The organism is Psychroflexus gondwanensis ACAM 44 (assembly GCF_000355905.1).
GTDB lineage: Bacteria > Bacteroidota > Bacteroidia > Flavobacteriales > Flavobacteriaceae > Psychroflexus > Psychroflexus gondwanensis.
Genome location: NZ_APLF01000008.1, coordinates 29512 through 54923, shown reverse-complemented (window position 1 = coordinate 54923; position 25412 = coordinate 29512). Strand labels below are relative to the sequence as shown.

22 protein-coding genes are annotated in these 25412 nt (G+C 36.1%); 7 read left to right on the top strand and 15 right to left on the bottom strand.

The genetic code is table 11. The features are described from left to right. Positions 1-90 precede the first annotated feature (90 nt). The 4 genes from PGOND44_RS08495 (at position 91) to PGOND44_RS08480 (ending at position 3071) form a co-directional block, all read left to right on the top strand. On the top strand, positions 91-1236 hold the full coding sequence (locus PGOND44_RS08495) for an Mrp/NBP35 family ATP-binding protein (protein ID WP_003440148.1): 1146 nt from the start codon (positions 91-93) through the stop codon (positions 1234-1236). After that, positions 1233-1496: a NifU family protein gene (locus tag PGOND44_RS08490; protein WP_003440145.1), complete on the top strand. Its 264-nt coding sequence runs from the start codon at positions 1233-1235 to the stop codon at positions 1494-1496. Before PGOND44_RS08495 ends, PGOND44_RS08490 begins: the two co-directional genes overlap by 4 nt. Positions 1497-1538: 42 nt before the next feature. Beyond that, positions 1539-2600 carry an NAD(P)/FAD-dependent oxidoreductase gene (locus PGOND44_RS08485; RefSeq protein ID WP_003440144.1) on the top strand — a complete coding sequence of 354 codons (1062 nt, stop codon included), beginning with the start codon at positions 1539-1541 and terminating at the stop codon, positions 2598-2600. 141 nt (positions 2601-2741) lie between these two features. Then, positions 2742-3071, top strand: coding sequence for a 2Fe-2S iron-sulfur cluster-binding protein (locus PGOND44_RS08480; RefSeq protein ID WP_003440141.1), 330 nt, complete (start codon positions 2742-2744; stop codon positions 3069-3071). 54 nt (positions 3072-3125) lie between these two features. Here PGOND44_RS08480 and PGOND44_RS08475 read toward each other — a convergent pair whose 3' ends face one another. From PGOND44_RS08475 to rplM, 11 genes are all read right to left on the bottom strand, one after another. After that, entirely contained in the window at positions 3126-3911 is a 786-nt protein-coding gene (locus PGOND44_RS08475; RefSeq protein ID WP_003440139.1) for a DUF3050 domain-containing protein, read from the bottom strand. Positions 3912-4000: 89 nt separating this feature from the next. Continuing rightward, positions 4001-5179: an acyl-CoA dehydrogenase family protein gene (locus PGOND44_RS08470; protein ID WP_003440125.1), complete on the bottom strand. Its 1179-nt coding sequence runs from the start codon at positions 5177-5179 to the stop codon at positions 4001-4003. A gap of 92 nt (positions 5180-5271) precedes the next feature. After that, positions 5272-5997 carry a tRNA1(Val) (adenine(37)-N6)-methyltransferase gene (locus PGOND44_RS08465; RefSeq protein ID WP_003440123.1) on the bottom strand — a complete coding sequence of 242 codons (726 nt, stop codon included), beginning with the start codon at positions 5995-5997 and terminating at the stop codon, positions 5272-5274. After that, entirely contained in the window at positions 5994-8390 is a 2397-nt protein-coding gene (locus tag PGOND44_RS08460; protein WP_040555948.1) for an efflux RND transporter permease subunit, read from the bottom strand. Before PGOND44_RS08460 ends, PGOND44_RS08465 begins: the two co-directional genes overlap by 4 nt. Positions 8391-8446: 56 nt before the next feature. Further along, positions 8447-10750: a DUF5686 family protein gene (locus tag PGOND44_RS08455; RefSeq protein WP_003440120.1), complete on the bottom strand. Its 2304-nt coding sequence runs from the start codon at positions 10748-10750 to the stop codon at positions 8447-8449. 34 nt (positions 10751-10784) lie between these two features. Further along, positions 10785-11339 carry a ribosome recycling factor gene (frr, locus tag PGOND44_RS08450; protein WP_003440118.1) on the bottom strand — a complete coding sequence of 185 codons (555 nt, stop codon included), beginning with the start codon at positions 11337-11339 and terminating at the stop codon, positions 10785-10787. An 11-nt stretch (positions 11340-11350) separates the two neighbouring features. After that, positions 11351-12058: a UMP kinase gene (gene pyrH, locus PGOND44_RS08445; protein ID WP_003440116.1), complete on the bottom strand. Its 708-nt coding sequence runs from the start codon at positions 12056-12058 to the stop codon at positions 11351-11353. A gap of 132 nt (positions 12059-12190) precedes the next feature. After that, entirely contained in the window at positions 12191-13012 is an 822-nt protein-coding gene (gene tsf / locus PGOND44_RS08440; RefSeq protein ID WP_003440109.1) for a translation elongation factor Ts, read from the bottom strand. Between the two features lie 74 nt (positions 13013-13086). Then, positions 13087-14028, bottom strand: coding sequence for a 30S ribosomal protein S2 (gene rpsB, locus PGOND44_RS08435; protein WP_003440107.1), 942 nt, complete (start codon positions 14026-14028; stop codon positions 13087-13089). A gap of 161 nt (positions 14029-14189) precedes the next feature. After that, positions 14190-14576 carry a 30S ribosomal protein S9 gene (rpsI, locus tag PGOND44_RS08430; RefSeq protein WP_003440105.1) on the bottom strand — a complete coding sequence of 129 codons (387 nt, stop codon included), beginning with the start codon at positions 14574-14576 and terminating at the stop codon, positions 14190-14192. Beyond that, on the bottom strand, positions 14577-15032 hold the full coding sequence (gene rplM / locus PGOND44_RS08425; RefSeq protein ID WP_003440104.1) for a 50S ribosomal protein L13: 456 nt from the start codon (positions 15030-15032) through the stop codon (positions 14577-14579). Between the two features lie 169 nt (positions 15033-15201). On the opposite strand from rplM, the gene PGOND44_RS08420 reads away from it, so the two are divergent. Both PGOND44_RS08420 and PGOND44_RS08415 read left to right on the top strand, forming a co-directional pair. Next, positions 15202-15723, top strand: coding sequence for a lipocalin family protein (locus PGOND44_RS08420; RefSeq protein WP_003440102.1), 522 nt, complete (start codon positions 15202-15204; stop codon positions 15721-15723). Between the two features lie 63 nt (positions 15724-15786). Further along, positions 15787-16479 (top strand): zinc metallopeptidase, encoded by a 693-nt coding sequence (locus tag PGOND44_RS08415; protein WP_003440100.1) that lies wholly within the window; start codon positions 15787-15789, stop codon positions 16477-16479. A 50-nt stretch (positions 16480-16529) separates the two neighbouring features. On the opposite strand, the gene PGOND44_RS08410 is transcribed toward PGOND44_RS08415, so the two are convergent. The 3 genes from PGOND44_RS08410 to PGOND44_RS08405 all read right to left on the bottom strand — a co-directional run bounded on the left by PGOND44_RS08410 (position 16530) and on the right by PGOND44_RS08405 (position 21657). Then, a complete protein-coding gene (locus PGOND44_RS08410; protein WP_003440098.1) occupies positions 16530-17456 on the bottom strand; it encodes a M43 family zinc metalloprotease in 927 nt (308 codons plus the stop codon). Between the two features lie 102 nt (positions 17457-17558). Then, positions 17559-17684, bottom strand: a complete 126-nt coding sequence (locus PGOND44_RS16000) for a hypothetical protein (RefSeq protein WP_262500717.1) — start codon at positions 17682-17684, stop codon at positions 17559-17561. 94 nt (positions 17685-17778) lie between these two features. After that, positions 17779-21657 carry a T9SS type A sorting domain-containing protein gene (locus PGOND44_RS08405; protein WP_003440085.1) on the bottom strand — a complete coding sequence of 1293 codons (3879 nt, stop codon included), beginning with the start codon at positions 21655-21657 and terminating at the stop codon, positions 17779-17781. Between the two features lie 141 nt (positions 21658-21798). Here PGOND44_RS08405 and PGOND44_RS08400 point away from each other — a divergent pair, with 141 nt between their 5' ends. Continuing rightward, positions 21799-23790, top strand: coding sequence for a helix-turn-helix transcriptional regulator (locus PGOND44_RS08400; RefSeq protein WP_003440084.1), 1992 nt, complete (start codon positions 21799-21801; stop codon positions 23788-23790). 11 nt (positions 23791-23801) lie between these two features. Here PGOND44_RS08400 and PGOND44_RS08395 read toward each other — a convergent pair whose 3' ends face one another. After that, positions 23802-25340 (bottom strand): carbon-nitrogen hydrolase family protein, encoded by a 1539-nt coding sequence (locus PGOND44_RS08395; protein ID WP_003440083.1) that lies wholly within the window; start codon positions 25338-25340, stop codon positions 23802-23804. Between the last annotated feature and the right edge of the window lie 72 nt (positions 25341-25412).

Below are 25412 nucleotides of genomic sequence, written 5' to 3'. Positions count from 1 at the left end.
CTTGTAAAATAGCTTATAAAATAAGCAAATAGATGATTAACTTGTATATTTGCATTTAGATTAAATCTTAATTAGAATTTTTATAAGTGTATGAAACTCAATAAAGACGACATTAAAAAGGCTCTTGAAACTATAAGCGTTGCAGGTGAAGGTCAAAACATAGTAGAAAGTGGAGCTTTACAAAATATTGTCACTTTTGGCGATGAGGTTGTTATAGATCTAAAACTATCTACTCCAGCCCTACATATTAAGAAACGTGCAGAGGTAGATGTAATGAAGGCTATCCATAAGCACGTTTACGCAAAAGCCAAAGTTGAAGTAAAAATTAGTGTGGAGGCTAAAGAGAAAAAAGCCACCAATGAAATAAAAGGCAAACCCATCCCTGGGATTCAAAATATCATAGCCGTCGCTTCTGGCAAAGGAGGCGTTGGAAAATCTACAGTCACTGCAAATCTTGCGGTAACTCTAACTAAGATGGGATTTAAAGTAGGGCTTTTGGATGCTGATATTTATGGCCCATCTGGTCCAATAATGTTTGACGTTGCTAATGAGAAGCCACTTTCGGTAACCAAGGACGGTAAATCTAAAATGAAGCCAGTTGAGAATTATGGTGTCAAAATATTGTCGATAGGATTTTTCACCAAACCCGATCAAGCTGTTATTTGGAGAGGACCTATGGCCGCAAAGGCTCTCAATCAAATGATTTTTGATGCAGATTGGGGAGAACTCGATTTCTTATTAGTTGATCTTCCTCCAGGAACAGGAGATATTCATTTATCAATTATGCAGTCCATGCCCATTACAGGAGCTTTAATTGTGAGCACACCTCAAAATGTGGCTTTGGCAGACGCCAAAAAAGCAGTGTCTATGTTTCAACAGGAAAGCATCAACGTTCCTGTTTTAGGTATCTGCGAAAATATGGCCTATTTCACTCCAGAGGAATTACCCGATAACAAATATTACATCTTTGGAGAAAAAGGAGCTAAATACCTTGCTGATGATATCGGGGTGCCTTTCTTAGGTGAGATTCCTTTGGTACAAAGCTTGAGAGAATCTGGCGATATCGGTCGACCTGCAGCTTTACAAGATGGAACACCGCTTAGTGAGTCTTTCAAGGAATTAACAAGAAACACTGTACAACAAGTGGTGAATAGAAATAACAACTTACCGCCTACAGAAGCCATTAAGATAACAACCATGGCAGGTTGTAGTGCCGTAAAAAATAAGAAAATATGATAACTGGTCAAGAATTAAGAAGAACAATAGAGGTTGCTTTAGATGAAATTCGTCCTTTTTTGAAAAGTGATGGTGGAGATATCGAGCTATTATCTATTGAAGACGACTCACTGGTTAAAGTTCAACTTTTAGGAACTTGCGTAGACTGCACAGTCAACCAAATGACCTTAAAGTCTGGAGTAGAGATGACGATAAAAAAACATGCCCCTCAAATAAAAGAGGTGATAAATGTGAAGGCAGGTCAATTTGCTAACAAATAAAAGTGAGATTTTTTAATTTTTATTCAAACGTTACTTTTAAGTATGATTAAAACTGATATTCTAATTATAGGCGCCGGTCCAACGGGACTTTTTGCAGTATTTGAAGCAGGTTTATTAAAGCTGAAGTGTCATATCATAGATGCCCTACCACAACCTGGAGGACAATTATCTGAGCTTTATCCGAAGAAACCTATCTATGATATCCCAGGATTTCCTGAGGTAAAAGCTGGACAACTGGTCGATAACTTGATGGAGCAAATCAAATCTTTCCAACCAGGATTTACTTTGGGCGAAAAAGCTCAAGATATTGAAAAGCAAGAAGATGGAAGCTTTATTGTCACTACAGACCATGGAACAAAACACCATGCCCCTATCATTGCGATTGCTGGAGGTCTAGGGAGCTTTGTACCGAGAAAGCCACCTATTGCTAATCTTTCTTTGTTTGAAAATAAAGGAGTTCACTACATGGTAAAAGACCCTGAGCAGTTCAGAGATAAATCTGTGGTTATTGCAGGTGGTGGAGATTCTGCTTTGGACTGGAGTATTTACTTGGCAGATATTGCTTCTGAAGTAACTTTAGTCCATAGGCGAAATGAATTCAGAGGAGCTCTAGAGTCCGTAGATCGTGTGAAAGAATTAAAAGATATCGGTAAAATAAAATTGATCACTCCAGCAGAGATTGTAGATGTTCACGGAGGCGAGCACTTGGAGTCCGTGTCTATAAGAATGAACAATAATCCTGAGGAGGATTTCGAATTAGATACAGATTATTTTATCCCATTATTTGGTTTGTCCCCTAAATTAGGACCTATTGCCGACTGGGGATTAGAAATTGAAAAGAATGCTATAAAAGTCGATAATACCTTAGATTATCAAACTAATATTCCTGGAATATACGCTATTGGAGATGTGAATACCTATCCTGGAAAATTGAAATTAATTTTATGTGGTTTCCATGAAGCTACGCTTATGTGTCAGAGCGCTTTTCGGAGAATCCATCCTGATAAACGCTATGTGATGAAGTATACAACAGTAGGTGGTGTGACTGGATTTGATGGCACTAGAAAAGAGGCTCCTAAGGCCGTAATAAGAAGTATTGATTGATAGTATATTACAAACGAACTCACCTTGCTAGGAAACATCTTAGCAAGGTGTTTTATTTAAAATCATCACGAAAGTACTAACCATGTAGCTACAGACCTAGTACTTTTGTTTACCAAATTAAACTTTGATAGGAGAATTCTTATGGATGTAAAAATTACAATAGTCGATCGGGAAGGAACGTCCCACCAAGTAGATGCTCCCACGGATATGGCTATGAATCTCATGGAGGTTATTCGTTCTTATGAACTTGCACCTGAAGGTACTATTGGCATCTGTGGAGGTATGGCCATGTGTGCGTCTTGCCAGTGCTATGTCCAATCCAACACTCCACTCCCAGAAAAGGGTGATGAAGAGGAAGCTATGCTTGCTGAAGCTTTCTATGTAGAAGATAATAGCAGATTAAGCTGTCAACTCCCTATTACTGAACGTATGGAGGGTCTTAAAATTGAGATAGCTCCTAGTGAGGAGTAAATTTGAACTAGATCTGCAAGTGTCTTAATTTAGTAATAATGAGGGTTTTAATACTTAAGCAATAGCCTTGTAGTAATTTATTTCTTTAGCGATCCCGTTCCATAAACCTAGCCTCTTTTCTAAAGCTTCTCGAGAGCAAATCTCTACTTCTTTCCACTTTTCTTTATCTGACCCACACAACTCGGTGATTAATTCTAAAGCCATAGGACCATGTTCGTCTGCATCCAATTCAATATGCCTATCGAAATAGTATTTAAACAAACTTAAATCCTCTTTTGGAAAGTTCTTTTGTATTTCACCTATGATAGAGGTAAACATATCTGGAATCAATTCTTCTCTACCAAAAGTAAAGCAAGCAGCAATCTCATGAGGTTTGTTTCTTTTGATAACATTAAATGTAAACAATAGAAATTCTTTGACAGAAATTGGTAAGTCACTGGTTGAAATCACCAAAAAGATATCAGTCCCGTGCTGTACTTGGCTAACAAACTCATGAATTGCATTGGTGGAGGATTCAGCCTTTTTCATGGCATCCAAATACATCTCAAAATGGCTTTGGCGCTCACCATAACAATTGAGATCTGTTTCTTCTGCCAAGACAATTTCATTTATGAGATATCTATGCTTCGGATTTCCTAGAGGAACCCATGGTGAAGTGGTACAGGTGAGTTGAGTTTGAAGCGACTTTAATAGTGACATAAAATCCCAAACTGCAAAAACATGGTGCTTCATAAAGATTTTTAAATCCTGTGGGCTTTCTACATCTTTATATAGCTTGTGAGCCATAAGTTGGTCTCTTAGCCCTTTTAAACTTTCTTTTACCTGCTCAACCTGCTTCATCTTTCTATTATTTTTCCAAAATTAAAAAAACCAGTCGAAACAAGTTCAACTGGCTGCAGTTTTTATATTCTATTTAAAAAGTATCCTACTTATTTGAACGCAGATAAGCCTGTAATGTCTAGACCTGTAATCAATAAATGGATATCGTGAGTGCCTTCGTAAGTAATTACACTCTCGAGATTCATCATATGGCGCATGATGCTATATTCTCCTGTAATTCCCATTCCGCCGAGGATTTGCCGAGATTCTCTGGCAATATGTATAGCCATTTCTACATTATTTCGTTTAGCCATAGAAATTTGAGCTGTCGAAGCTTTACCTTCATTTTTCAACTGACCCAATCTCAATGCCAAAAGCTGTGCTTTTGTGATTTCAGTAATCATTTCAGCGAGTTTCTTTTGTTGTAATTGAAAACCAGCGATAGGTTTTCCAAATTGAATACGTTCTTTAGAATAACGCAAAGCAGTATCGTAACAATCCATTGCTGCTCCAATAGCACCCCAGGCTATACCATATCGAGCTGAATCTAAACATGACAATGGTGCACCTAAGCCGCTTTTACCTGGAAGCAAATTTTCTTTAGGAACTTTCACGTCTTGAAAAATCAATTCACCAGTTGCAGAAGCTCTAAGCGACCATTTGTTATGAGTTTCAGGAGTGGAAAACCCATCCATACCTCGCTCTACGATAAGTCCATGTATTCTACCTTCTTCACTTTTAGCCCAGACCACCGCAACATCGCAAAATGGGGAGTTAGAAATCCACATTTTCGCTCCGTTAAGTAAATAATGATCCCCTTTATCTACAAAGTGAGTTGTCATACCACTTGGGTTAGAACCATGATCAGGTTCGGTTAACCCAAACGATCCCATAAATTCACCCGAGGCTAATTTGGGTAAAAATTTCTTACGCTGCTCTTCAGTCCCATATTCATAAATAGGAAACATGACCAAAGAAGATTGAACAGAAGCTGTGGACCTTACGCCACTATCACCTCGTTCTATTTCTTGCATGATTAATCCATAAGAAATCTGGTCAAGTCCTGCACCGCCATATTCTTCGGGAATATAAGGACCAAAAGCACCAATACTTGATAAACCTTTGATAATTGATTTTGGAAATTCTGCTTTTTGTGCAGCCTCTTCTATAATTGGACTTACATCGCGCTTTACCCAGTCACGAGCAGCTTGACGAATCATCCGGTGTTCTTCGGTTAGCAAATCGTCGATTTCGTAGTAATCTGGGGCTTGGAAAGTATCTTGTCTCATAATGTTATGTCAAAAAGTGTAATACAAATTTAAGGAATAGAATTCTGAACACTTGTGAAGCTTTGTTATTATTTTGACTAAATCGTAAATAATCACATCTTTAAGTAGAAATCTTTTACTAAATCTATATAATCTTGGGTATAGTGGTGCCTTTCCAACTCAATAATCAATTCGTTTTGCTTAATAGTCTCTTCTTTATTTCTTCTGAAAGTAATAAGCGATCGCTTAAGGGGGGAAGATGAATGGCCTCTTACATTTAGAATTGTTGTTGGAAATAAAGCGTAGTCTTCTGCCTTTTGTATGAATTCTTCCATTTTTGGATAAGGGAGTATAAGGCTAAACTGACCATCTTCTGCTAATAAAACAGACACCCCTTTTAACAACTCCTCAAAATTAAGACGGTCTTGAAATCTTGCCGTTTCTCTTGAGTTAATTTTGGATTCAGAATTTAACGGGGACTGAAAAAAGGGGGGATTCGAAATAATTAGGTCGTAGGTCTCCTCCATTTCAGAATAGAATTCTACGAACCCGGCATGATAACAAAACAATCTATCTCCCCAAGGGCTATTTTCAAAATTGGTAACACATTCTTCAAAAGCATCTGGATCAATTTCCACTGCGTCTATTGTATCTGCGATGGAGCGTTGTGCTATCTGAAGGCTTAGAACCCCAGTTCCCGCTCCAATATCTAATACTTTAAGTTCAGTATGAGTTAATGGTACCCATGCTCCTAGCAATACAGCGTCCGTGCCAATCTTCATGGCAGATTTCGATTGGATAACATCAAACTCTTTGAAATGGAAAATATCATTTTTCATAACAGTTCTTCGTCTTCTTCATCGATGATGCTCATTTGAGGCTCCTTCATTGTTTTTTGATTGGCGATGCTTCTTTCTAATGAAAGCAATAAAGAAGGCAACAACAGTAAATTAGCCAGCATAGCAAAAAGGAGTGTTGCAGAAACTAAGCCTCCTAGGGCAACGGTTCCTCCAAAACTTGAGATCATAAACACTGAAAACCCGAAGAATAAAACGATAGAGGTATAAAACATACTCACGGTAGTTTCCCTTAAAGCTGGATATACAGACCGCTTTATTTTCCAATGATTCGCCTTTAACTCTTGCCTGTATTTTGCCAAAAAGTGGATGGTATCGTCTACGCTTATCCCAAACGCTATGCTGAAGACAAGAATTGTAGATGGCTTTATAGGAACCCCTAGAAAGCCCATCATACCAGCGGTCATCAATAAAGGCAGTAGATTAGGAATAAGGGAAATCAAAATCATCCTAAAAGAACGAAACATCCAGGCCATAAATAGAGCAATTAGCAAAATAGCTAAGGAAAGAGATAAGACTAAATTGTCTACCAAATAATGCGTCCCTTTTTGATAAACCAGAGCTTTTCCTGTCATAGTCACTTCATAACGGTCTTCTGGAAATATCTTTTGGATCTTGGGTAAGAGCCTATCTTCAATTTTTTTGATTTCCTCTGTCGTGATATCCTTCATAAACATGGTCATCCTCGCAAATTGTCCTGTAGAATCCACATACGAACTGATTCCAGCTCCTTTCATATTTTCCATACTCTTGAGGTACGGCGACATAAAAGTTTGCTCCTGAGAGGTTGGTAATTGGTAGTACTTGGGGTTATTATTATAAAAGGCTTGCTTGGAATATTTAGCCAGATTAACGACCGATAAAGGCGCCGAAAGCTCTTTAATATCAACAATTTCGGAGGCCAATTGATCCATCTTTTTCAAAGTTGATAACTTGATCACACTATTTGGCCTTTTAGTGTTAATCATAATTTCTAGGGGTAAAACACCATCAAACTTATCTTCAAAGAATTTAATATCCTCAAAGAATTCAGCATTTTGTGGCATATCCTCAAGTAGACTCCCAGAAATTTTAATATTGAAAATACCTATGATGCTTATCCCTAAAACGGCTACAGAGGTGAAGTAAATAGTAATTCTTTTATCCCTTACCATCTTCACAATCCATTCTACAAAGCCTTCTATCCATTGTTTACCAAGATGTCTTAGGTGCTTATCATTGGGCAATGGCATGTAACTATAGATAATAGGTATAATAAGAAGACTCAAAATAAAAATGGCAATAATGTTGATGGAAGCTAAAATCCCAAACTCTTTTAGTAATTCACTTTGAGTGAAAATGAAGGTTGCAAATCCCGAAGCTGTAGTGACATTAGTCATCAGTGTGGCATTTCCAATTTTAGTAATTACACGCTGAAGAGACTTTGCCTGGTTACCATGTTTTTTGATTTCATGCTGGTATTTATTGATCAAGAAAATACAGTTTGGAATCCCTATAATGATAATAAGTGGCGGGATGACAGCAGTTAAGACAGTAATTTCGAAACCAAGGAGGCCCATAAATCCAAAAGCCCACATCACACCAATTATAACGGTTAACATTGAAATTAATGTGGCACGAAATGACCTAAAAAAGAAGAAGAATATAACTGAGGTTACCAATAAAGCTGCTAATACAAACCATTGGATTTCATCTACAATATTTTGCGAATTGAGAGTTCGTATGTAGGGCATCCCGGAAACATGAAGCTCGATATTGTGGTTTTTCTTAAACGACTCTATCAAGGGAACAAACTTCTCCATGATAAAAACCTTACGCCCTTCAGCGTTGACTATGCTGTCTTGCATATACGCTACAGTTTGCACAGTTTTATTTTTAGAATTGAAAATCAATCCATCATAAAAAGGGTAATCTGTGAATAGAGACTTGCTGTAAGCTTCCAGCTGTTGTTTTGAAATATCAGTGCTTTTGCTTAAAATCTGTTGCATTTCAAAACGCTTAGGATTTTCAAGTTTTATCAATTCTTGAAGATTATGAATCCCAATAACAGATTTTATTTCAGGAAAGGTAGCAAGAGTATCAGATAGTGTTTTCCAAGCTTTAAACTTTTCCAGCGTGAATAAATCCTCATCATCTGTGGCGAGCATAATCACATTCCCATCAGATCCAAATTTCTCTTCAAAATCTGCATATTGTTGATTGATAGGAGCATCATCTGGAAGCATATTAGCTTCAGAATAAGAAAACTGCATGTGCTGCCACTGCATACTTAGAAATACAGTTATTCCTAGAAGGATAAGAATAATGACAATCCTATTTCTGAGAATCCTACTAGCGATAAAATTCCAAAATCCAAAGCTAAACACCTTATGCATAAATTATAATCTGAATTTGCAAATGTAAAAAATCAAATGTGTAAACCGTTTCAAAGTTAAAGCTTTAGATAGAAAGTAAATTTAAGAGAAAGATTATCTTCAAATTCTGGCAAATGGTAAGCCCCATAGCGGTAAGCAAAACTCAAACCAAATCCGAAAAGTAATTTATTGATTTCTAGCCCCGCTTCGTTATAGCCTTGGGACAAGGTATTGAAAGCAATGTTTTGGTGACGTTCTGGATTTTGGAAATCACCAATAGCATGTCGAGAAATCAAAACTAATTCGGGTTGAATTGTATTTGAAAGTTTAAAAGGAGCAAGTCTATGTTTAAGATGAAGCGTTGCTAATTTGGTGCTGAAAAACTCGTTGAAATACATAGTTTCAAAACTTTTTATACCAGCAACTGAAAATCTATTCAATACTGTCGGCTTGTTTGGACTATTGGGAAAAGCGTGAAACGTATGCATTAAAGGGATGTCGCCAAATCCCAAATCACCTCCAAGCTCTATGCTAGACAGACTCCCCCAGCTATGTTGAAAATCGTAATCTATTTTTGCACTTAGCTTTGTAAAACTGAAGTCACCGTCTAAAACCCCTTCAATACTTTGGCTTAGTTGTGCTGTAATTTCTGGGGTGAACTCGTTATCGATATAAATTCTTCTACCAACTTTGGAATAGGTATAGTTTGGTGTCCACCTTAACCCTAAGGTCGCCGTAGCTAAGTTATAATTCTCAAACAAATTCCCATCGTTTTCAAAAGCATAGGCTCGTGTTTGAGATATGCTGTTTTTATCCACTTTCAACTCCGACATTAGCTGCGGTGTAAAGTTATGCTGCAAGCTTAACCCGTATTTTTCATACTTATAGAAAAAAGTAATATTAACCAATCTAGGTTCAAACAAAGAATAGACGCGTTGATCGGTGAGGTAACTATTGGTTCCTACCTCTTCAATATCGTTGTCGTAAAAAGCATTTAACCATGTGCTTGTGTTGGCATTGAGTAATTTCCCGACATTGAGACCATATTTAATGTTTTCATCTTGAGTTCCATAAGCTGTAAAACCACCAATCCTATATTTTTCAGAAAAAGATTGATTGGTCTGTAAACCTAACCCAAGCCTTAGGCCTTCGTAGTTATTTACCTTAATCAGGCGTGTTAAATCAATATCTACGATACCTACAGGAAGATAACCAGCATCGAATGCTGAGATTCTCTTAACTCGATTCTTTACATTTTCCTTGTCGACGTATAGCCTCAAAGCTAATGTATCCAGAGCTTTTCCTTTGATGAAGTCATAGTCCAATTCCTCCCAATACGTATATGGAACCGTATAGTCTCGATCCTCAAGGATTTTACTTAGTTGCTTAGAGAAAGGACTTATAGTATCTCCGCTTTTATAGTCAAAGTAAATCTGTTGGTGGACTAATTTAGCCTTATCTTGTTTTGGATTTTTCTTTTGGATACGTCCAAAATCTAAACCTCCTCCAAAAAACGACACTTTTTTACCTCCATCTCCTGGGGAAATGTATAGCTCTGTGGCTGATGGTAATCCTAACTTGTTATCAAATTCTGTTGACAGGGTCAACTTGTAATCTGCATAGAGAGTGACTTGAATTTTTTTAAATTTCAAAGAAGATTTATCTAAAACCAAAACCCCTTTAAACGATCTCTGAAATCCTTTTAAGAGAGGCTCAATGCTTATGATTTCTACTTGAGCATCTTCGTAAATCGAATAAAATTCATAAATGGATTTATTCAAGTTGTTAAACGGAGAGACAAATTGGTCTTCGAAAATTTTGACATAAGTTTGAAACCAATTAAAAAAGTGGATGTCTTTATTTACCATTTTTGGAATTACCCCTTCAAGACCTTCTACTGATATTGCATTGATCTTTTGCTGAAGACCTCTACTCTGAGTTAATCTAAAATCTAAGTCTTTTCTCAATACAAAATCGGGAGCTTCGTTGCTGATTACCGTTTTACTAAAGCTCTTGAACTGGAAGTTCGAAGAAGCTACTTGCTGTTTGGTTACTTCAGCAATTTCCGAACCTTTTAGTCGTGTTCCTATGGAGGCTTCGGAAGGTTGCATTTTGATAAGAGAAGAAAGATTTTCCTGATTATAAACCAAATAGCCTTTCGCTAAGATTTGGTCTACATGCTCATTGGGATTCAATTCAAAACTAAACTCTCCCGCATGGTTGGAAAAAAAATAACGCTGTTGATTGGTGATCAAAACAGCGTTGGAGATGGAGGTCTCTTCTTTTGTATTTTCAACAATTTTTCCAGAAACTATAGATTGAGCATTGGAGCTCAACACAAGGATGAATAGAAAAAAAGTGAAGAGATGTTGTATATTCAAATGCTGAACTTTTAAAACGAATTGTTCGTTGAGACTAAACAGTCATGATTTCTTTTTCTTTACCGCTATAGATTTTATCAATCTCTTCAATAAAAGAATCGGTCAATTTCTGTATATCGTCTTCAGTGTCTTTTTGAACATCTTCGGGAAGGTCTGCTTTTTTAATCTCATTCATAGCATTTCTTCTGTCGTTTCTAACCCCAATTTTAGCTTCTTCAGCTTCAGCTTTAGCCTGTTTAGAAAGTTGAAGACGCCTTTCTTCAGTAAGTGGAGGAACATTTATGATAACACTTTCCCCATTGTTCATTGGGTTAAATCCTAAATTAGCATTCATAATCCCCTTTTCAATATCCTTCATAATACTTTTTTCAAAGGGTTGGATAGTCAAGGTTCTAGCATCTGGAGTATTGATATTACTCACTTGACTAATAGGTGTTTTAGCCCCATAGTATTCTACCATTACCGAAGATAGCATCGAAGGATTTGCTTTCCCTGCTCTAATGCTGGCCAACTGTTTTCTTAAATGTTGGATAGCTTGCTCCATGGATTCTTTGGTGCTATCTATAATAAATTCTATTTCTTCGTTCATGACTTTTTATTCTATAAATTAACTTTAGTTCCAATATTTTCTCCTGAAATAATTCTCAATAAATTTCCTGGGGTGTTCATATCAAATACTATGATGGGTAACTTATTTTCTTGACTTAAAGTAAATGCAGTGGTATCCATCACTTTTAAGCCCTTCCTTAATACATCATCAAAACTGATAAAATCAAATTTTGTTGCATCAGTATTGCTTTCTGGATCTGATGTGTAAATACCGTCTACTCGTGTTCCTTTCAAAATCACATCGGCTTCCATTTCTATAGCCCTAAGCACAGCAGCAGAATCTGTTGTAAAATAAGGATTGCCCGTGCCTCCACCAAAAATAACTACTCTTCCTTTTTCTAGGTGTCTTATCGCTTTACGTCTTATAAAAGGTTCTGCAACTTCATTGATTTTAATGGCAGACTGCAACCTAGTTTGCATTCCATTATCTTCACAAGAGCTTTGTAAGGCAAGACCGTTAATCACAGTGGCAAGCATGCCCATGTGGTCACCTTGAACTCGATCCAAACCCTTACTGGCACCAGCTATACCCCGAAAAATATTACCTCCACCTATCACAATCGCGACTTCCACCCCTTTATCGATTATACTTTTAATCTCCTTGGCGTAATCGTCTAATCGCTTAGGATCAATTCCATATTTGCGATCGCCCATTAGAGCTTCTCCGGAGAGTTTGAGTAAAACACGTTTATACTGCATAGTGAATTTTAAATAAAGTTTTGCAAATATAGGGATTATCTTATTCTGATAAATGAGTTATGTTGCTCATTTTTAAACACAAAAAAGCCCCTTCGCAAAAACGAAAGGGCTTATTGTATTTATACTATAAGATTACCCTAAAGCAACTCTTTCAAAAGCTACAATCTCGACATCGCCCAATGTTTTAACGTGTTGGGCAACAGAAATTTTATTGTCTTTGATAAAGTCTTGGTTCACTAGAGTGTTGTCTTTAAAGAAACGCTTAATTTTTCCTTCAGCAATTTTGTCTAGCATGTTTTCAGGTTTCCCTTCTTGTCTCAACTGATCTTTTGCAATTTCAATCTCTTTATCTATGGTAGTTTGATCGACACCTGCTTCGTTAAGTGCTACTGGATTCATAGCAGCAGCTTGCATAGAAACTTCTTTAGCTACTTCTTCTGCGCCTTCAGCAGGCTTAGAAAGACCTGTTAAAACAGCAATTTTATTACCAGCATGGATATAAGATCCAACGAATGCTGCTTTTAAAATTCTAAAATCTCCAATTTCGATTTTCTCACCAATAACTCCGGTTTGCTCAGTTAATTTTTCTTCAACTGTAATTCCGTTGTAATCTAGTTTAAGCAACTCTTCTTTCGTCTCGACACCAAGTGCTAAGTTTGCGAAATCATGAGCCATTTTTGTAAACGAATCGTTTTTAGCAACGAAATCAGTTTCACAGTTTAAAGAAACAATTACACCTTTAGTGGCGTCCTCATTTACAGAAGCAATAACAGCACCTTCAGAAGAATCTCTGTCTGCTCTTTTTGCTGCTACTTTTTGACCTTTTTTTCTTAAGATTTCGATAGCCTTGTCAAAATCACCCTCGCTTTCTACAAGAGCTTTTTTACAATCCATCATTCCAGCACCAGTACTTTTTCTAAGCTTATTGACTTCAGCAGCCGTAATTTTTGCCATGATATATGTATTTTGTGTTAACATGAAAGTCGCTTAAGCAAAGACTTAAGCGACTTGTTATGGTTTAGTCTATTTTATTCTGAAACTCTGTTCTCTTCTCCAGCTGGTTTTTCAGGCTCAGCTTTATCAGTAGGAACTTCTTCAACTACTGGTCCTTTTTTCTCAACTTTTTCTGGTTTAGCCTCAGTGCTTGTTTCTTCTTTAGTTTTATCTTCAGAAGCTTCTTCTTTTACTGTTGCTTTTTTCTCAGCTTTAGCTGGCTTAGCTTCAGTACTCGCTTCTTTTTTAGCTTTAGCAGGCTTAGCTTCTCCACTGTCTTTACCGTCCTTACGTTCGTTTAAACCTTCAAGAATAGAGTCTGTCATATAGGACATAATCTTATGGATAGATTTAGAAGCATCGTCATTAGCTGGGATAGCATAATCCACATCTCTAGGATTGGAGTTGGTATCTACCATTGCAAAAACAGGAATGTTTAATTTTTGTGCTTCTTTTACCGCAATATGCTCTCTTAAAGTATCTACAACGAAAATTGCAGCAGGTAATCTAGACATTTCTGAAATAGACCCTAAGTTTTTCTCAAGTTTAGCTCTCATCCTGTCAACCTGCAATCTTTCTTTTTTAGAAAGAGAATTGAAAGTTCCGTCTTTTTTCATACGGTCTACGGTTGCCATTTTTTTAACCGATTTTCTAATGGTGACAAAATTCGTCAACATTCCACCAGGCCACCTTTCGGTGATATAAGGCATCTGAGCTCTTAGAGATTCTTGAGCTACAATTTCTTTAGCTTGTTTTTTGGTAGCGACGAAAAGAATTTTTCTTCCGCTTGCTGCTATTTTAGAAAGAGCTTCTCCAGCTTCTTCCATTTTAGCAACTGTCTTGTAAAGGTTGATGATGTGAATACCATTACGCTCCATGTATACATAGGGAGCCATGTTTGGATTCCATCGTCTGGTAAGGTGTCCGAAATGTACACCAGCGTCAAGTAAATCCTTGACTACTATTTGATTTGCCATTTTTGTTTTAGTTTACGTTCTTCTGTTGGGATAGCAATAAATAAGTGGCAATTGGTATTGGCCTTATTCATTTAGATGCTAAACTAACTCTGGGTTTGTACTCCAGATAACAACAAAAAATTGAACTGTTAATAATTTCAATTTGTGAAGGAAATTCTCGATTAACGTTTTGAGAATTGGAATTTCTTTCTTGCTTTTTTCTGACCGAATTTTTTACGCTCAACCATTCTAGGATCTCTAGTAAGTAATCCTTCTGGTTTTAAAGTAGCTCTATTTTCTGGGTCTAGCTCGCACATTGCTCTGGATAAGGCAAGTCTGATAGCTTCTGCTTGTCCGGTGATACCTCCACCAAAGACATTTACATTGATATCAAATTTATCCTCATTCCCTGTCAATGTAAGGGCTTGATTTATTTTGTAAAGTAAAGGTCCTGTTGTAAAATACTCGTTAGCTTTTTTCTTGTTAACTGTAATTTCACCTTTACCCTCAGAAAGATAAACTCTAGCTACGGCTGTTTTTCTACGGCCAATTTTGTGAATTGTCTCCATTTACACTAGTTCGTTTATATTAATTTCTTTTGGTTTTTGAGCACTTAAACTGTGCTCTGCGCCTGTAAAGACTCGAAGATTTCTAAACAATGCTGAACCTAATTTGTTTTTAGGTAGCATTCCCTTTACAGATTTTTCAACAAGACGCTCTGGGCTCTTGTCAAATACTTCTTGAGCTGTTAGACTTCTTTGTCCACCTGGATATCCTGTATATCGGATATAATTTTTTGAGTCCCACTTCTTACCTGTCAAGTTGACTTTTTCAGCGTTAACAACAATTACGTTGTCTCCACAGTCTACATGAGGGCTAAAACTAGGTTTGTACTTACCTCTCAAAAATTTGGCAACAATAGAAGATACACGTCCAAGAGATTGTCCGGCGGCATCTACAACAACCCATTGCTTATCAGCAGTTGCTTTGTTGGTAGAAACCGTTTTGTAACTTAATGTATCCACACTTAAATTTTTAAATAATTAAACATTCCTTTTTACTTTCAAGGTCTTGAAAATAAGGATGCAAATTTACGATTATAAATTTATATAGCAAGGTATGGTCAAGAATATTTTGTTAAGTGTATTTATCTTCAAGTATTTAGAGAGTACATTAGCTCAAAAAAGTAGACTTATGAATTTATTAAAGTATGTTTCCACCCTTTTAGTAAGCCTTATTCTTTTGGGATGTAGCAACGACGATAACACTCCACAAGCATTATCCCAAAGTGATATTCAAGGAAATTGGTTTTTGGTTGAACTGAATGCAAATGAACCTACAGACCTAAATAACGATGGGATTTCAAATACAAATCTAAGGCTTGAAACCGATTGCTTTTCAACCATGGCAATTAATTTTGAAAATGACACCTATTCATTTACTTATCCAAAACTTGATTTTATAGGAGAAAATAACGATGAGTTAAGCTGCACAGACACTATTAACACTGGCAGTTACAGCTTAGAAAGTGGCACTTTGACAGCCACTACCACCATCGATAATTCTACAACAACAGAAAGTGTTTCTGTTCAGCTTAGTAACGACCTTTTAAAATTTACTATTACTAGAGCTCAGGTGAACGAATATCTTGATCTTGGAAGTAGTAATAATGAAAATGCAGATCTAGAAACTTTAGAATTTATATTTGAAAAATAGACATGACAAATGAGGTTTTGGTCAAACTTTTGATAAGATATTTATCATAAAAACTATAACAAAATGATAGGATACTATATATTAATTGGAGCAATACTACTTGTGAGCTGGTATGTGAGTAATACACTGAAGAAAAAATTCAAAAAATATTCTAAAATTCAACTTCAGAATGGAATGAGTGGTGCAGAAATCGCCAAGAAAATGCTAGAAGATCATCATATCTATGATGTGAAAGTCATTTCAACACCAGGACAATTAACCGACCATTATCATCCCACCAAAAAAACAATCAACCTCAGTGAGAGTGTTTACAGCCAAAGAAATGCGGCGGCTGCAGCTGTTGCTGCTCACGAAGTAGGTCATGCTGTACAACATGCTAAAGCCTACTCTTGGCTGGAAATGAGGAGTCAACTTGTTCCCCTTGTGAGTGTAGCTTCTCAGTGGAGCCAATGGGTCATTTTTGGAGGTCTTATATTGATGACTATGGTTTCTGTGGGTGTTGGCCAAATGGTTTTACTAGCTGGAATTATCATGTTTGGACTGGGAACTCTTTTCAGTTTTATTACATTACCTGTAGAATATGATGCTAGCAACAGGGCCCTTGCTTGGCTGAAAGATCACAATGTAGTGAACCAAGAAGAGTATAAAATGTCCGAAGATTCGTTGAAATGGGCTGCTAGAACTTATGTAGTAGCAGCAATAGGTTCGTTAGCTACTTTACTCTATTTCTTAAGTATTTATTTAGGAAGGGACTAGAGTTATCTTATTATAATTTAGAAAGCGTATTGAAATTTCAATGCGCTTTTTTATTTATCGCTTATAAACTCCAACTTCTTTGAAGCCCTTTTGTTTTTAATAAACTCCCTTACTCTTATACCTTGGCCAACTGTAAATACCGACCTACAGGAATGCTGAGTATAAGCCATAAAGTTGCGAACATCCTGTTCTGAAATGGCATAAGGTGTTCCCTTACAATCTACTTCATCTCCAATATAGCCACATTGAGTGTCTATTAAGTGAAACTTACCATAAAGACTCGGCATGGCGTTAGTATCCGTTACCCTATCTCCAGAGCATTTGGCATTGTAATCTGGATCATCTTCATTTCTAGTTACCTGCTCACAATTAACTGCTTTTGCTCCAGCATGTGTGTGCAATAACCCCAAAATATGACCCACTTCATGAGGAAGAATACCCGTATTATAATTTAGCATATTAACTGAAAATTGATTTGCAGACCATTTTCCTCCCCTTAAGCTATTATTATTATTAGTGAATCTATAGGGGATATAAACATTTAAAGTTGCAGGTTTGGAATAGTCGTTTTCACGAATATATTTATTAAACTTATAATAATCTGTCCAATAGATTTCAGAATCATTGACATACTTTAATTCTTGAAGTTCAAAACAAATATTCATATCTGCGAAAGCAGAATTTAAAAGATCAACCGACTCTCGAACTTTAGATTCGGTCAAAAAATCATCATTGCTTCCATCATCTTGATTAATTCCCCAAAACACTAAAGGCACAACTAATTCTGAAAAATTATTTAAGTAGTCTGGATCTGTGGAATAGCTGTAATTCGGATCTGGCTTGCAAGCCGTTTGAGAAAATCCTACAATTTCATCCAAATTGTATAAACAATCTCCATCTGTATTCTCCTCAGAAGCTGGAGTCCCAAGAGTGATACTCAGTAAAAAAAAACCTAAATACTTCAATGTCCAATGCATAAATCATCGTTTTATAATGACTAAAATACAGCAAAACAGATTAGTATAGAAAACCCCCCGTTATAATCTTTATCAAATTCAGAATAACAAGAAATTAAAACCCTACTCTTTTCTGGTCAACGTGTACAGGCCGTTTCTAATATCCTTCAAGTTTTTGACACTCCCAAAGTTATGGAGTTCTCTTAAAGCCAATAGGTCGACATCGGCAATCAAAATTATTGATGCCACATTATAAAATTTAATTGGGCAGGTAAATTATCTGTCTTTATAAAAAAAAACCACCTGAAAGGTGGTTTTTAATTACAATACTATATCATAGTGTTTACTGCTTTATAAAGCGAATGAAAGCATGTTTTTGGTTCGATCTTACTTTTACAATATACACACCACTTGACAGTGAACTCACATCCAATTGAACTTCTCTACTAGCTTTAACAAGTCGCCCATTGATATCAAAAACATCAACTTGATCTATAGGGCTGTTTTGATGTTCAATTGTAATCCTGTCTATTGCAGGGTTAGGATATAACGAAAGGCCTGAATTAAAATTAACATCATTTGTACCTAGGGTATCATCAACTACTACTTGAGCAGACATACTTATAGAATTTCCCTCTTCATCGACCCCTGTTAAACTAACTGTATAGGTGCCTGTAGAAGTAAATGTGTCAACATCTAAACTCAAAGTTATGTTCTCGCTATTTGTACAATTATCGGTGACTTGATCTAAAACATCATTAGGCAAAATACTTATTGAAGCATTTCCTGCTAAATCTAATGTAATATCCTGAGTGGTTAATGATGGAGCCAAATTGTCTTCTACAGTAACCACTGCAGTAGCGCTTGCGGAATTTCCAAATTCGTCTTCCCCGGTCAAAGTCACTGTATTTTCTCCAAGATTATCGCAAGTGAATTCTGTAATATCCAAAGATAAATTGGTGAGACTACAATTATCTGATGACCCGTTATCTATGTCGTCAACACTGATGAAAACAGATCCAGTTTCATCTAGTTCTACGGTAATATCTTGAGTAACAACTGTTGGTGCAAGATTGTCTACTACTGTAACAATTGCAGTAGCAGTTGCAGAATTTCCAAATTCGTCTTCCCCGGTCAAAGTCACTGTATTTTCTCCAAGATTATCGCAAGTGAATTCTGTAATGTCCAAAGATAAATTGGTGAGACTACAATTATCTGATGAACCGTTATCTATGTCGTCAACATTGATGGAAACAGATCCAGTTTCATCTAGTTCTACGGTAATATCCTGAATGGTTAATGATGGTGCAAGATTATCTACAACTGTAACAATTGCAGTAGCGCTTGCGGAATTTCCAAATTCGTCTTCCCCGGTCAAAGTCACTGTATTTTCTCCAAGATTATCGCAAGTGAATTCTGAAATGTCCAAAGATAAATTGGTGAGACTACAATTATCTGATGAACCGTTATCTATGCCGTCAACATTGATGGAAACAGATCCAGTTTCATCTAGTTCTACAGTAATATCCTGAGTGGTTAATGATGGTGCAAGATTATCCTCTACAGTAACAATTGCAGTGGCAGTTGCAGAATTTCCGAAATCGTCTTCCCCGGTCAAAGTCACTGTATTTTCTCCAAGATTATCGCAAGTGAATTCTGTAATGTCCAAAGATAAATTGGTGAGACTACAATTATCTGATGAACCGTTATCTATGTCGTCAACACTGATGAAAACAGATCCAGTTTCATCTAGTTCTACGGTAATATCTTGAGTAACAACTGTTGGTGCAAGATTGTCTACTACTGTAACAATTGCAGTAGCAGTTGCAGAATTTCCGAAATCATCTTCTCCAGTTAGAGTCACTGTATTTTCTCCAAGATTATCGCAGGTGAATTCTGTAATGTCCAAAGTTGTTGTTAGGAGCGTTGAAGTTTTGAGAATAAATTGTAAATCTAAATTTGAATTCTCCATCCATTCGCCTGAAAAAAAAGAATCGTACGTCCAAAGATTACCTCCATTATAAGGGTTACTTGGATCCGTTGGTATGGATGATCTTCTCCAAGCAATTTCTCCAGTAGATTCAGAGCTTCTTAAAACTAAAGCATATGTACCACCCGATAGATTTATCTCTGAAAAGTCGAATGATACTCTTCCAAAAGTCCCGGGCACACAGCCTTCCCATCCATAAATTTGTGAAGAATCTACACTGGAACTTCCTAAAACATTATCTAACTGAGGTTCTCCAGTGGCAGGATCAACCGTAACAATTTCAAGTATTGCACCTGTTAAGCCATTTTGCTTACAAGTGGCTAAATCTAAGTCAATAGTGAGGTCTGTATAATCTTCAGTAGTAGTTATTACCTGAGCTGGTATTTCTTCAAAAAAGTCATCCACGTTATAACTAATAACATATTGATTCGCTATTGGTATGTATTGTTCTTCAACTTTAAAACTAGTTGAGCCATTATCAATATCTTCGGGAGATAGTGTTGCGGCTCCATTTTCATCCAGAGCAATTTCTATATCTTGAGTAATGATTACAGGAGTTTCTATTTTAACTACATCCACATCAAAACTACAGCTTCCTATATTTCCAGAACTGTCAGTAACTTCAAACGTATTGGTAGTTGTGCCTCTTGGAAACTCCGAGCCGCTTGCTAAACCTTCGGTCTGAGTAAGCGTAAAAGGAAATTCAATAATTATTCTTCTAGCTAAAGGTGTTGCTCCAGCATCGTTCCACAAACCAGTGTTTAGTATTTCTACTTTATCTTCAACTCCATTAGAATTGTTAGGCTCATTATCTGACCAATTGGTATATATAAAAGGTTCTCCGTTTATCCATTCAAAATCGGTAGGACTTGTCCTTATTGCTCCTAAAAGGACATTATTAAAACCAAGTTCTACAATTTTAGATGTAATAAAATCATTTTCTTGAGCTGAATTAATAGCAACTGGAAATCCTTCGTCTATTTCATTTATAGTATTCAAATGATCTTGGATATCTTCAAAAGATTGATCTGAAATATAATAAGTATGATTATTAAATGTCCCCATAAGACTAAATCCTCCAGATAAAGCAGGAAATTCTAGATTCTCACCTAGGCAATTATCCGAGAAAGTTGGAAGTGTGTAATTCACAATTTGGGAGTTTGATAGTGTTGTGACTTCTATATCCTCGTTGCAGTTCAACACTGGAGCTAAATCATCTACTACTGTAACAATTGCAGTAGCGCTTGCGGAATTTCCAAATTCGTCTTCTCCAGTTAAAGTCACCGTGTTGAGGCCAATAGTTGTGCAATCAAAATTGTCAACATCTAAGGTTAAAGTTAAATTACCGCCACATGCAGTAGTTGAACCACTATCGATTTGCTGTGGAGTAATATTTATACTACCGTTTTCATCAAGATTAACAGAAATATCTTGGGTGATGATGGTCGGTAATACTTCAGAAAGGTGGTACACTTCTACATTAGCTGTAGTTTGATCTGTACCATCATCTGCCGTCACTGGAACTGTAAGAGGGCTTAAGCCACTCAAAGCGTATTGAGTAATTGAAAACTTCCAATCATTATTGGTCCCACCACTTTCATTAATAATCAATGTATTATCAAAATCATGATTAAAAGTTCTTCCTGGGTAGTAAAATGAGCCTTGTCTCATGAGAATACCAGGACCAGAAACCTTTCTAAATGCATACATTCTATTTTCTTCTAGATAAATAGGTTTGTCAAAGATTCCTTCGCCCATTACGTTAAATCCAGTTGGAATGTTTAGGGTTAGGGTTCCAATAAGCTCTACATCTGTTGCTGAATTTGGATCGAAATTATTATTCCGATAAACTTCAATTTCTGCCTGTGTCGTAGAAGTTGAGCTTCCTCTAAATTCGACAGCTAGCTTTGTTATAAAGCCCGTAGAAATAGATTTAAAGGTTTGTACATTACCCGCACCAAGTGTATTAGATGCTCCATTACCATATCCTTGAGCTAAAGTAAGTACAGAAATATTGTCACAGTCATATTGAGAAACTGATGAAGATACTATAACGTTGTCATCATCTAAATCTGTTACATTGATATTTAATTCATCCAAGTCCAAATTTTGTGGAATATTTTGTAAAACCACAAGACTGGGTTCTTGCTCAATAATTGGCGGATTGTTTTGACTATATCCTAGAGAAATGGATAAAAGGATAAACAAAATAGAAGTGTAAATTTTTATCATGGTTTTTTTTACCAAAACTAATTTTTAAAAGGAATATTTCGTTAATCCATTAATCTACAATTAGTCTACAATAAATATTATTGCCTTTAATTTTTATTTTTTGCTTCTAAATTATTTTCGATTTTTTTCTACTTTTGAAACATGAAATATATCCTAGTCTGTTTTTTAATTTATTCTTCCTACGCCTATACATATCCAGATTGTTCAGCTGCATTATCAATCCATGAGTATAAGAAATTAACTACTGAAAATCAATATCGAACAGTACATCCTTACCTACAAAAAGCATTTTGTAATTTGGAAAACCGTGAAAAATATACGAAACTGTTTCTAGACCTTTTTGAAGAAAAATCTAAGATATCTTCTAGATTAGATCATCTTTCTTATTTGCTTTATCAATCAAATATGAAAACCAACGGAACTTCATTTTTTGAATTTCTAGGTGAACTTTTGAATCAAATAGAACTTAAAGATAAGGACATAGCTAAAGGGATACATTTTACCAATTTAAAGTTTACTTATCTACGATATAACAGTGGTGTAAAAGAGGCCTGCAATTTTCTAGATGATCAAACCAGATTTTTCGGTAAGACTTTACCGAATACGATCAAATCCTATAATTTCTTCCTAAAACGTTCAAAATGTGCGGATAGCCACAACGATTATAACTCTAGTATTTTTTATTTGATGCAAGCCTTAAAGGTAGCTCAAAATTTAGATTATCCAAAAAACCGACTCAAAACTGGTCATGTTTTAAAGTCCTTAAGCAGCAGTTACTATACTTTAAAAGACTATGAAAATTCTGAAATCTATGCCGATTCTGCCATTGGGATATTTCTTCCCGAATTTAAGCACAAAATTGGACTGGCTGTGAGTTATGAGTTTAAAGCACTTACGCATTACCAACTCCAAAAAGAAGCTGAAACCGCGATGGAATACTTTCAGAAAGCACAATCTATTTATAAAAAAGCAGATAATAGCTCTCGCTACCATTTTGTAGAACGACTGAAAGCTAAAGTACATTTAGAAAAAAACCCTCAACTGGCCACCGAATCTCTAATTAACTCTATCAATTATTTTTACACGAACAAGCGTAAAATTCATCATGCACCTGGCTTGTTACTTGCGCACAGTATTATGCAAAGATATCAACTACAAAACCTGAAATCTGAAAATGGCACAGCGTTTAGTCATGTTCAAGTTATTGATAGTTTAACGGGATTATTAGCCGTGGAAAACTTAAAAAACAAACTAAAAATAAATTCAGCATTAGTTGATTATTATTCGCGCCTTCCCAACAATGACAGTGTTCTCAAATACAGCTTAATGCAAAATAATTATCAAAAAATCAGCAATCAACTTAGCATAGAAGAGAAGCAGGCCAATGTGGATTTATACTTAACCAATTACGATAAAAAACAAAAATTAGCAACTTTGAATATAATAAACGAGGAGCATTCTTATCAAATTAAATTATTGAGTACTTCTATTTGTTTTGTGCTTATCTCTCTAATGTCTTATTATATCTATAAACGCAAGCAAAAGCAAGTCTTAATAACGAAGCTCCAATTGAAAGAAACTCATTATCATAAATTGTTGACTGAACATCGATTGAAAGAGAATCTAATGAGGAGTAAGGAAAAAGACGAAGACATACTTAAATTAGCATACGATAATGAAGTAAAACGCAAGCAAGTACTTCAGCTACAGCTAAAACAAAAACAACTTGAAGTAGAAGCTGCTAAACTAGAGAAGCAATCTAGCGAAAAGTTATTAGGTGAAGTTTTATCAGCCTTGAAAGATAAAAATGTGAATGATGCAAGCCACTTGATTAAAAAATTACAAACCAATGAAGTTATTACCAAATTCAATAATAGCCTTAAAGGCTTGTTAGAATCTATTTCGCCTCATTTTATGTCTGCTCTAGAAGAAATAACTCCAAACTTGACCGAACAGGATATCTTGTATTGCGTCCTACTCCGACAAAAATATAACACAAAAGAGATCTCAACATACCTTAATATTTCGCCGAAATCTGTGAATCAACATAAATATAGACTTAAGAAAAAATTGTTTATCGCTAAAGAGCAAACTCTTAATGAATTCATCTCCAATATTGATAAAACAATTTAGCTTCTTTTACCCTACTCTTTCCTGGTCAACGTATACAGGTCGTTTCTAATATCCTTTAAGTTTTTGACACTTCCAAAATTATGGAGTTCTCTTAAAGCCAATAGGTCGACATCGGCAATCAAGATCATCTCCGTATTTGGTGTAGTCTGGGCTTTAATCCCATCACTAGGAAAAGCAAAATCTGAAGGGGTGAAAACGGCAGACTGAGCGTATTGAATATCCATATTATGGACCTTTGGTAAATTACCTACACTTCCTGCAATAGCCACATAGCATTCATTTTCTACGGCTCTAGCTTGGGCGCAAAGTTTCACTCTGGAAAAACCATTTTGAGTATCGGTGAGGAAGGGAACAAAAAGAATATCCATTCCTTCTTTAGCCAAAATCCTAGAGAGTTCTGGAAACTCAACATCATAGCAAATCAAGATCCCTATTTTACCACAATCGGTATCAAAAACCTTAAACTCACTTCCTCTTTGCATTCCCCAAATCTTGGCTTCATCTGGAGTGACGTGTATCTTCTCATAGCGTTCTGTAGTCCCGTCTCTCTTACATAAATAGCCAACATTGTATAGCTTGTGATTAATCACTTCAGGCATACTTCCTGAAATAATATTGATGTTGTAAGCAATAGATAACTCGGACATTTTATTTTTGATAGGCTCGGTATACTTAGCCAATTCTCTAATCGCGTCGGGTTCGCTCAAGTGGTTGTACTTGGACATCAAAGGCGCATTAAAAAACTCAGGGAACAAAGCAAAATCCGATCGGTAGCCCGAAAGCGATTCTACAAAATACTCTACCTGATGAAGTAATTCTTCCAAGCTGCGGTAGGAGCGCATCTGCCATTGGACCAACCCAAGTCTTACTTCGCTTTTTTGGCTGGTAGGGACTTTGGTTTCTTTTTCATAATAAATGTTGTCCCATTGCATGAGCACTGCATATTCCTTAGAGTCTGTGTCTCCATCTAGATAGTTGGATAAGATCCGGACAGGCCTAAAGTCATTGGACAATTGAAAATTTAAAACGGGATCGTTTATTTCCTTAGTTCTCACTTTTTGGATGTATTCTTTGGGAGTGATTTCATGAGAAACCTTATAATAATTGGGGATTCGCCCACCAAAGACAATTCCCTTGAGGTTCAGCTGCTCCGTCAATTCTTTCCTGTAATCGTAAAGACGTCTTCCTAGCTTTAAACCTCGATATTCTTTTTTTATAATGACATCAATTCCGTAAAGCATGTCACCAAATTCGGTGTGGTTTTTAAATTTTCTGTCCCCAGCAATATCATCGTAAGTATGGTGGTCAGACAACTTTCCATAATCTACTATTATCGAAAAAGCACAACCAGCTAAGTCCCCATTGATTAAAATCACCACTTGACCTTCAGGGAAAACATCTATCAAACCCCTCAACTCATCCTTTCTCCAATACGCATCTGGAGAATCTCCATAAATTTCAATAAAGACTTCTTTCAATGCCTCAAAATCTTTTAAGGAAAGGTATTTTAATTCAATTTGTTCAATTTTCGGAGAATTCTCAGTGGACATATAAAAGTAATTTGGGTTAACATCTAAAAATTAATATGAATTAATTTCAGAAGAAAATCTTGACAATTTTTT

Bases quoted from the DNA above. Each gene is read 5' to 3' on its own strand.
- PGOND44_RS08470 (WP_003440125.1), bottom strand. From the start codon at position 5,179: ATGAGACAAGATACTTTCCAAGCCCCAGATTACTACGAAATCGACGAT.
- PGOND44_RS08415 (WP_003440100.1), top strand. From the start codon at position 15,787: ATGATAGGATACTATATATTAATTGGAGCAATACTACTTGTGAGCTGG.
- PGOND44_RS08395 (WP_003440083.1), bottom strand. From the start codon at position 25,340: ATGTCCACTGAGAATTCTCCGAAAATTGAACAAATTGAATTAAAATAC.
- PGOND44_RS08405 (WP_003440085.1), bottom strand. From the start codon at position 21,657: ATGATAAAAATTTACACTTCTATTTTGTTTATCCTTTTATCCATTTCT.
- rpsI (WP_003440105.1), bottom strand. From the start codon at position 14,576: ATGGAGACAATTCACAAAATTGGCCGTAGAAAAACAGCCGTAGCTAGA.
- PGOND44_RS08460 (WP_040555948.1), bottom strand. From the start codon at position 8,390: ATGCATAAGGTGTTTAGCTTTGGATTTTGGAATTTTATCGCTAGTAGG.
- PGOND44_RS08475 (WP_003440139.1), bottom strand. From the start codon at position 3,911: ATGAAGCAGGTTGAGCAGGTAAAAGAAAGTTTAAAAGGGCTAAGAGAC.
- tsf (WP_003440109.1), bottom strand. From the start codon at position 13,012: ATGGCAAAAATTACGGCTGCTGAAGTCAATAAGCTTAGAAAAAGTACT.
- PGOND44_RS08400 (WP_003440084.1), top strand. From the start codon at position 21,799: ATGAAATATATCCTAGTCTGTTTTTTAATTTATTCTTCCTACGCCTAT.
- PGOND44_RS08490 (WP_003440145.1), top strand. From the start codon at position 1,233: ATGATAACTGGTCAAGAATTAAGAAGAACAATAGAGGTTGCTTTAGAT.
- PGOND44_RS08420 (WP_003440102.1), top strand. From the start codon at position 15,202: ATGAATTTATTAAAGTATGTTTCCACCCTTTTAGTAAGCCTTATTCTT.
- PGOND44_RS08485 (WP_003440144.1), top strand. From the start codon at position 1,539: ATGATTAAAACTGATATTCTAATTATAGGCGCCGGTCCAACGGGACTT.
- frr (WP_003440118.1), bottom strand. From the start codon at position 11,339: ATGAACGAAGAAATAGAATTTATTATAGATAGCACCAAAGAATCCATG.
- pyrH (WP_003440116.1), bottom strand. From the start codon at position 12,058: ATGCAGTATAAACGTGTTTTACTCAAACTCTCCGGAGAAGCTCTAATG.
- PGOND44_RS08465 (WP_003440123.1), bottom strand. From the start codon at position 5,997: ATGAAAAATGATATTTTCCATTTCAAAGAGTTTGATGTTATCCAATCG.
- PGOND44_RS08480 (WP_003440141.1), top strand. From the start codon at position 2,742: ATGGATGTAAAAATTACAATAGTCGATCGGGAAGGAACGTCCCACCAA.
- PGOND44_RS08495 (WP_003440148.1), top strand. From the start codon at position 91: ATGAAACTCAATAAAGACGACATTAAAAAGGCTCTTGAAACTATAAGC.
- rpsB (WP_003440107.1), bottom strand. From the start codon at position 14,028: ATGGCAAATCAAATAGTAGTCAAGGATTTACTTGACGCTGGTGTACAT.
- PGOND44_RS08410 (WP_003440098.1), bottom strand. From the start codon at position 17,456: ATGCATTGGACATTGAAGTATTTAGGTTTTTTTTTACTGAGTATCACT.